7 protein-coding genes are annotated in these 8,104 nt (G+C 73.9%); 3 read left to right on the forward strand and 4 right to left on the reverse strand.

What is annotated here, in order from left to right; translation table 11 throughout:
* On the reverse strand, positions 1-377 hold a 377-nt coding region (locus F8274_RS31470), incomplete at its 3' end, for a hypothetical protein (protein WP_225854022.1).
* 394 nt (positions 378-771) lie between these two features.
* On the opposite strand from F8274_RS31470, the gene F8274_RS28800 reads away from it, so the two are divergent.
* Positions 772-1,413: a hypothetical protein gene (locus F8274_RS28800; protein WP_225854023.1), complete on the forward strand. Its 642-nt coding sequence runs from the start codon at positions 772-774 to the stop codon at positions 1,411-1,413.
* Here the strand turns inward: F8274_RS28800 and F8274_RS28805 are convergent.
* A complete protein-coding gene (locus tag F8274_RS28805; protein ID WP_151465503.1) occupies positions 1,374-2,147 on the reverse strand; it encodes a CPBP family intramembrane glutamic endopeptidase in 774 nt (257 codons plus the stop codon). The two genes, F8274_RS28800 and F8274_RS28805, sit on opposite strands and share 40 nt — an antisense overlap.
* 144 nt (positions 2,148-2,291) lie before the next feature.
* Between F8274_RS28805 and F8274_RS28810 the strand changes: the two genes are divergently transcribed.
* Entirely contained in the window at positions 2,292-3,413 is a 1,122-nt protein-coding gene (locus F8274_RS28810; RefSeq protein ID WP_151465504.1) for a globin domain-containing protein, read from the forward strand.
* Positions 3,414-3,533: 120 nt separating this feature from the next.
* Here F8274_RS28810 and F8274_RS28815 read toward each other — a convergent pair whose 3' ends face one another.
* Positions 3,534-5,063 carry a peptide deformylase gene (locus F8274_RS28815; RefSeq protein ID WP_151465505.1) on the reverse strand — a complete coding sequence of 510 codons (1,530 nt, stop codon included), beginning with the start codon at positions 5,061-5,063 and terminating at the stop codon, positions 3,534-3,536.
* A 322-nt stretch (positions 5,064-5,385) separates the two neighbouring features.
* On the opposite strand from F8274_RS28815, the gene F8274_RS28820 reads away from it, so the two are divergent.
* Positions 5,386-6,168, forward strand: a complete 783-nt coding sequence (locus F8274_RS28820; RefSeq protein WP_151465507.1) for a hypothetical protein — start codon at positions 5,386-5,388, stop codon at positions 6,166-6,168.
* Positions 6,169-6,177: 9 nt separating this feature from the next.
* Here the strand turns inward: F8274_RS28820 and F8274_RS28825 are convergent, their stop codons facing one another.
* Positions 6,178-7,989: a hypothetical protein gene (locus tag F8274_RS28825; RefSeq protein ID WP_151465506.1), complete on the reverse strand. Its 1,812-nt coding sequence runs from the start codon at positions 7,987-7,989 to the stop codon at positions 6,178-6,180.
* Between the last annotated feature and the right edge of the window lie 115 nt (positions 7,990-8,104).

Below are 8,104 nucleotides of genomic sequence, written 5' to 3' on the forward strand. Positions count from 1 at the left end.
ACCGACGCGGGTACGCCGGCCGTCGCGCCACCTCCGGCGACCACCGCCGCCGGCGAGCCGGTGGGCGAGGAGGCCCCGAAGCGGACCCGGCGTGCGCCGGCCGCGAAGAAGGCCACCCCGCCGAAGAAGGCCACCCCGGCGGCGCGGAAGTCCACGGCGGCGCCCAAGGCTCCGCTGGAGCCCGGAACGGCGGAGCCCACGGGCGCCGACGCCGTCGGGACGGTCGGGTCCGAGCCGGGGGCGGCCGAGCCGGCCGCGACGGCGGCGGGAACCGTGACACCGGCGCGCACCGCCCGGGCGCGGAAGAGCACGAAGGCGGCACCGGCGAAGAAGGCGGCCCCGACGAAGCGCGCACCCGCTCGCCGGGCACCCGCCACCCCGCCGGACGCCGCAGAGCCCGCCCTTACCCATGCCGCTACCGAGCCTCCTGCCGGGCGCGTTCCGCCGGAATCCACCGCCGCGCAGACCCCGAGCGAGCAGAACGCCGCCCACATCGCGGCGGAACCCGCCGCCGCGCACGTCTCACCCGAGCAGGACGCCGCGCAAACCGCGGCGGGATCCGCACCGGTCCCGCCGGCGCAAAACGCCGTCCAGGTTCCCGCGAAACCGGCTGCCGCGCAGGTTCCGGCCGAACCGGTTGCCGCCCAGCTCGGCCGAGCGGAACCGCCGGCCAGGACCGAGCTGGCCGCGGCCCGGTCCGCCGGCCCGGCCACCGCCAAGGAGGTCGCCACCGCGGCGACCGCTCAGGGCCCGGGCTGGCGGGCGGTGGGCGTGCGCGTACTCGATCACCCAGGTTTCGCGCCGGAGCTGCTGGCCCTGGCCGCGGTGGAGGCCCTCGGGCCGCGCGCCGCGGACTGGGTGGAGCGGACCCGCGACGCCTACCCGGACGCCGACGCCGACGGGCTGGCCCGGCTGGTGACCCGGCGGTTCGTCCGGCTGTCCGGCACGGGTGGCGCGCTCGCGGCGGGCGCCGGGCTGTTCGCGCCGGTGGCGGAGCTCACGGCGGTGCTGTGGACCCAGGCGAACCTGGTGCTGCACCTGGCTGCCGTCTACGGCCGGGATCCGGCCCATCCGGACCGGGTGGTCGAGCTGCTGGTGCTGACCCAGGTGCATCCGGACGCCGGCACGGCCCGCGCCGCGCTGGACGGGGTGCGCTCGGCCGGCGCTCCGGCGGAGGGGTCGTTGGCCCGGGCGGCCGAGGCGGCGTGGCGGCTGGCGACTCCGCTGGCCGCGCAGGCTGCCGGCTGGCTGGGCCTGCGGCTGGCCGCGCGGCTGCTTCCCGGCGCGGCGGCGCTCGCCGCGGCGGCCGGCGACGCGACCGCCGCCGAGCGCCTGGCCGCCCGAGCGACCGGCCTCTACCGCCCGGCCCGCCGTCAGAGCCAGCCGAACCAGGACTTCGGCAGGAGGGCGTAGCCGACGAAGGCGACCACGTCGAGCAGGGTGTGCGCGACGATCAGCGGCCCCACCCGCCGGGTACGCAGGTAGAACAGGCCGAAGATCACGCCCATCACGGCGTTGCCGAGGAACGCGCCGAAGCCCTGGTAGAGGTGGTAGGAACCGCGCAGCACGGCACTCGCCGCGAGCACGGCGCCGAGCCGCCACTGGAGCTGTCGCAGCCGGGTGACCAGGTAGCCGACCACGATCACCTCCTCCAGCACGGCGTTCTGCACGGCGGCCAGGATCAGCACCGGGACCGCCCACCAGAGGTCGGGCAGGGCGGCCGGGACGAGGGTGGCGTTGACCCCGAGCTGGGCGGCCGCCCAGAACAGGGCCAGCCCGGGCAGGCCGATGAGCGCGGCCAGGCCCGCACCCCGGGCCAGGTCCGACCCGGGCCGGGTGAGGTCGGCGCCGAGGGTCCGCGCCGGGTCGCCGGGGTCGCGCGCCAGCAGGTGTACGGCGAGCAGCACCGGCAGCAGCGCGAAGAGGATCCCGAGGAGCTGGTACGTCAGGTCGAGGTAGGGCCGGGCCGACGCGGAGGTGTTCAGCGAGGCGGTCTGCTTCGACAGCCCGCCCGTCGCGGTCAGCTTGGCGACCAGCGAGACCAGGGCGTACACGGCCGACTGGCCGAGGGAGAGGCCGAGCACGAGCAGCGTCTCGGTGCCCAGGGTCCGGCGGGAGACCGGGCGGGTGAGCTCGTCAACCGTCACCGGACCACTGTGCCCCACCCGGGGGGCGGTCGGCACGCTCCGGTGGTCAGGTGAGCCGATCGCACATTCTGTGCGACCGACCAGCACGCTCCGTGGAGATTCTATGGGGGCCGATCCGCCCGCCAGGAGAAGGAGCGTGCCCCTGTGGAGAACTTCGCGCGGTTGCTGAAGGAGAGCTGGACCCTGGTCGAGGAGGACCGGGAGCGGCTCAGCGGTCACTTCTACGCCCGGCTGTTCCTCCTCGACCCGGCGCTGCGCATGCTCTTCCCGGTGCAGATGAACGGCCAGGGCGACCGGATTCTGGAGGCGATCGTCACCGCCACCCAGACGGTGGACGACCCGGAGAGCTTCGACGAGTACCTACGCGCGCTGGGCCGGGACCACCGGAAGTTCCATGTCGAGGCGAGCCACTACGAGACCATGGGTGTCGCCCTGCTGGACGCGCTGCGCAGCACCGCCGGCGACGGCTGGAACCTGGAGTACGACCAGGCGTGGCGGGAGGCGTACGCCAGCATCAGCGAGCGGATGCTGGCCGGCGCGGCGGCCGACGACAATCCGCCGTTCTGGCACGCCGAGGTGCTCACCCACGAGCGGCACGGCCCGGACACCGCGGTGCTGACCGTGCGCGCCCTCCAGCATCCGATGACCTGGCAGGCCGGCCAGTACGTGAGCATCGAGACGCCCCGCTACCACCCGCGGGTGTGGCGGACGTACTCGGTGGCGAACGCCCCGAACGAGGAGAACGTGCTGGAGTTCCACGTGCGGACGCCGGCCGGGGCGGCGGGCTGGGTGTCGGGGGCGCTGGTCCGCCGGACCAAGCCGGGCGACCTGCTGCGGGTGGCCGCGCCGATGGGCTCGATGACCCTGGACCGGGCCTCCACGCGGGACATCCTCTGTGTGGCGGGCGGGGTGGGGCTGGCCCCGATCAAGGCGCTGGTGGAGGAGCTGACCCGGGTCAACCGGACCCGCTGGGTGCACGTCTTCTACGGCGCCCGCCGGCGGGAGGAGCTGTACGGGCTGCCCGGCCTGGAGAAGCTGGTGGCCGCCCATCCGTGGCTGTCGGTGACCACGGCGTGCAGCGACGACCCGGGCTTCGACGGCGAACTGGGTGACATCTCGGAGGTGGTCACCCGGTACGGCCCGTGGACCACGCACGACTGCTACGTCTCCGGGTCGGCGGCGATGGTCCGGGCGACCCTGCGCGCGCTGGCCGCCGACGACGTGCCGCCGGACAACATCCGCTACGACACCTTCGGCAACCTGTAGACCTTGCTCCCCCCGAGCCGGGTCGCGTGCCCCTGCCCCCTGGGGCACGCGACCCGGCCCCCCGTTCACCGGTACGCGGGTCGGGCCGGCAACCGGCCCGCGTACCGGAGTCCCTGCGGGTCAGTAGCGCCAGGGGTTGCCGCTCTCCCGGTATTCCTCGACGGGAACCAGCGGCACGCCGGGGGCCATCCGGTCGGCGTAGAGGCGGCCCTCCAGGTGGTCGATCTCGTGGGCGACCAGCCGCGCCATCGCGTACTCGAAGGAGGTGATGACGCGGCTGCCGTCCCACTGGGCGTGCTCCACGTCGATCCGCAGCGGCCGCGGCACCAGGCCGCGGTGGTCGAAGAAGGAGAGGCAGCCCTCGTACTGCTCGTCGGTGTCGGGGGAGCTGTCCACCACCCGGGGGTTGAGCAGCACGACGGGTTCGGCCGCCCGGTCGGCGGGGCGGACCAGGGCGGCGGCCCAGCCGAGCCCGAGCTGCGGCGCGGCGATGCCGACGCCCTTGCTGAACGGGTGCAGCTCGTCGAGGCGGACCAGCAGGCCGGAGAGCCGGTCGACCACGTCCCGGGCGAGTTGTTCCTCGCGCGGCAGGTCGAACGGGCGGGCCTGCTGCCGGAGCAGGTCGTCGCCGCGCTGCACGATGCCGACCGCGCGCATCCGGTCGCTGGCCCGGATCCGGGTGCCGGGGGCCGGACCTTCGGGCTCGACGTCGGGGGGCTGGCTGCGGAACCGCCACTGCATCCGGTAGCGGGCGTTCAGCGGTGGGTCGTCGGTCGCCCATTCGAAGATCGCGCGGCCGCCGTCGTCGGCGCGCTGGATCGGGGTACGCAGCGGGCCCTCCTCGGCGGAGAGCGAGGTCGCCGCGCCCCACACCTTGGGGTCGAGGCCGACGGGGAGGTCGAGGCGGACGGCCAGGTGCCGGGTGGGCAGGCGTACGGCGCGCTGGAACCAGGGGCCCCACTTGTCCCGCCCGACGCGGTACGCGTACTCGATGGTGACCCGGTCGCCCGGGTAGAGCGGGAAGCGCCCCTCGTCGTTCTCGAAGAGCAGCCAGATCTCCTTGAACGCGTCCCGGTCGTGCTTGGCCCGCCAGTGCATCGGCTCCCGCGCGCCCCCGTCGTCCCGGTAGGCGGTGAGTTGCAGCTCGGCGAAGGTCAGCGGGTGCTCGCGGTGGTGCCGGTTGGAGCGGCCCGGGTCGTTGGGGTAGCGGTCGACGGCGACCCGGACCAGGTAGCGGGTGACCGGCTCGGTGCCCGCGTTGTACAGCTCGCGCCGGATGGCGCAGTGGTAGCCGTCCTCGCTGTGGGTGAGGGTGGCGGTCTCGCGCTCGACGACCAGCCCGGTGCCGGGCGGTAGCCACTGGCCGGGCACGGGCGGGTCCCGGTGCGCACCGCCGGAGCGGCCGTGCCGCAGCTCGTCGTACTCCCGGAAGCGCTGCCAGATCGCGCCGCTGGCCTCCAGGACGGCCTCGGCGCGGCGGGCGAAGTCCTCGGTGGGCCGGTGCCGGCGCCCCTCGACGTGGCTGACGTAGGACGGGTCGAAGCCCATCAGCGTCGCCAACTGCTTCTTGGACAGCCCTCGGCCGGTGCGGTGCCGGGCGAGTTCGGCCGCGAACGAGTCGGCGGCACGCTCGATGGGTGAGGTCGTCATCGGCTTCCTCGTACGCGGGAAGACCATTTTCACGTTAAGTGGCCGAACGTGTACGGAAACTGCCTCGTATTCGACACTCGCCTTGACAATTCAGCGGCATCCGTCGATGCTTGCGCCGCCCGCCGCCCCGCTCGGCGGCGTTTTCCGCCCATCTCGCCGGGTAGTACGCGAGCGGCGACGGAGTGAGCGGGACCTCTCCCCGGAGTCCACGGGACCACTTTCCCTCACCGGGGATCTGTGGTTAGGCTAGCCTTAGTTCGGATCGGCGGCGGACGGCGGCCGGTGGGGCGACCAGACAGGGGACGACCAGGTGACTGCGGTGATGCCGGGGCGGGACGTCGCCACCCCGTTCGCCCCGATCACGGCGACCCTGCGTGCCATGTTCGGCACCGACGACCTGCCCGGTCTCGCGCCGGGCCTGCTGGTCACCGACAGCGCGCCCCGCTGGGTTCCGGCCACCCGGCTGGTCGACGGCACCCTGCTCCCCGAGTTCCTGCGGGCGGCGGGCCGGCGCTGGGGCGGCACCCCGCACGCCTGCGCCGCGCTGGCCTGGAAGTCCTACAGCTACTGGACGGCGCTGCCGGCCGTGCTCGGCTGGGCCTCGGCCCGGCGGGTTCCGCTGCTCGACCCGGCCGACGTGCTGGTCCATTTCGAGGACCACCACCAGCTGCTCACCCTCGGGCTACGCAGTTCCACCACGGTCGCGGTGCTCCCCGGCGACCCGCTGGCGCTGGCCGGCGACCCGGGCGTCCGGGTGGTCGCCGACGAGGCCGCGCTTCTCGGCGCGCTGCGGGCCACGCTGCTCGACGCCCACTTCGCCCCGCTGATCGGTGCCATCCAGGGCGAGGTCCGGATCGGCACCCGTACCCTGCTCGGCTCGGTCGCCTCCGGCATCGCGCACGGCATCTTGCGGGCCTCGGACGCGCTGCCCGGCTCCTCCACCGCGACCATCGGCACGCTGCTCGACGCGCTCGACCTGAGCGACCTGGTCGAGTTGGTGCCGGGCCCGGCGGGCGAGCCGACCGTGCAGCGGCGCACCTGCTGCCTGGCCTTCACCCTGCCCCGGCCGAAGATCTGCCAGGGCTGCTGCGTCCGCCAGTCCTGACCCGGCCGCTCAGTCGACCAGGGGACGCACGTCCCAGAGCCAGACCCCGCCGGTGAAGGTCGGCGTGATCCCGGTCAGCTCGGTCATTCCCCGGTACAGCGATCCGGCCTGCCGCAGCCGCGGGTCGAGCACGACGGCGCCCGCCCGCCAGTACCGCAGGTCGTCCACGGCCGCCACCCGGTCCTGCGGCGTGATCGGCGGCACCGCGTCGGTCTGCCGGATGGTGGTGAAGAAGGTGCTCGTGGGGCGGGGCGGCGCGGTGAAGAGGGCCACCCGGCCGGCGCCGGGCCGGGTGTCCGGATAGAGGAAGTAGCCGCGGGCCAGCGGCATGTCCAGCCGGGTCTCGGCGGACCAGCGCAGCGGGACGGCGTAGTTGGTGTCGGGCAGCGGGAGCGTGACGATGCTGCGCCCGCCGGCGACGTAGGGCCGCCAGGCGCCGGAGGTGACGAAGGTCGGGGTGGGGTCGAGGCGCACCGACGGCAGCGGGGTCGGCAGGAGCGGCAGCAGCGCCATGGTGAGCACCGTGGCGGTGGCGAACCGGATCCGCCCCCGGGCGGCCGGGTGCCGCCGGGCCAGCCGCCGGATGTGTTCGGCGCCGAGCGCGAGCAGGATGCCGACGATCGGGGTGAGCGCCAGCGACCACCGGGTGGGCACCACCGAGTGCAGGATCGGCAGGTGCTCCAGGGCCGCCCAGGGGCCGGGAATGCCGGTGTCCCGCCCGTCGAAGCGGATCTCGCGGCCGAGCGAGAACAGCACGAAGACCGCGCCGACGGCCGCCAGGCCGAGCACCACGACGTTGCGGCGCAGCCACCAGACCAGCGCGACCGCCAGCACGGCGAGCGGCCAGCCGAAGAAGGCGTTCTCCTCGGTGGCGTTCTTGGCCAGCCAGACGCTGCCCCGCGCGTCGCCGGCCAGGGACTCACGGGACCAGGCGACGTAGGAGGCCAGGTCGGTGCGGTAACCCCGGATCAGCGTGGAGAGCCCCTGGTAGGCGCCGGGTCCGAAGAACTGCACGGAGAGCGGGTACGCCAGCAGCACCCCCGAGAGCACGGCGGCCACCCCGAGCCCGGCGGCGAAGGGCCGGGCGGCCGTCCGCAGTTCGGGTCGGCCGAGGGCGAGCGCCAGCACCACGACGCCCAGGCCGATCGCGGTCATCAGGAGGATCTCCAGGTTGAGGAAGGCCTGCCAGACGATCAGCAGACCGAGCAGCAGGCCGTTGCGCAGCCAGCGGCCCGGCTCGGCCAGGCGCAGCGTCCGCCAGACGATCAGCGGCACCACGAACTGGCTGACGATGTTGGGGTGGGCGTTGGCGTGGGAGACCATGGCCGGCGCGAACGCGCAGAAGCCGGCCCCCAGCCAGGCCGGGGCGCGGGCACCGATCAGCACCCGGGACAGGACGAAATACCAGGCCGCCCCGGTGGCGGCCATTCCGAGGGTGAGAAAGAGCAGGAACGACCAGCGTGGCCCGAACAGGACGGTGACCGGCGTCATTGGCAGCGAAATGGATAATACGGACGTATTGGCCATCAAATTGACGCCGTCCGGCACATTCATCCGGTCCGAGGTGAACGGATAGGCGAAATCGGTCACGACCCGCGCACCATGCGCCATCATCCACTCGAACTGCGCCTGATCGGTGCGGTTGTCCCGGAGCCCGTTGGCCGGGTCCAGCCAGAGCCGAGCGGTGATCCAGAAGGCGAGCAGCACGAAACTGAGCACGGCGACGACGTCGACCCACCTGCCCTGCCCCGGTCGTCCGCCCTCGTCGGGCCCGTCGTCGGCGGCACCACCCGGGGCGGCGTCCGATTCAGGAGTAGTCATGACAATTCAGAGCGTAGTCAGGGTATGGCAGGGCCGTGACATGTTTCTGGGTACTGGCGTACTATGTGCCGGGTTCGCCGACCGCCGATCACGTGCCCACCCCCGACCGCAATTC

Source organism: Micromonospora sp. AMSO31t, from assembly GCF_008868175.1.
In the GTDB taxonomy this organism is placed as follows: Bacteria; Actinomycetota; Actinomycetes; order Mycobacteriales; family Micromonosporaceae; genus Micromonospora.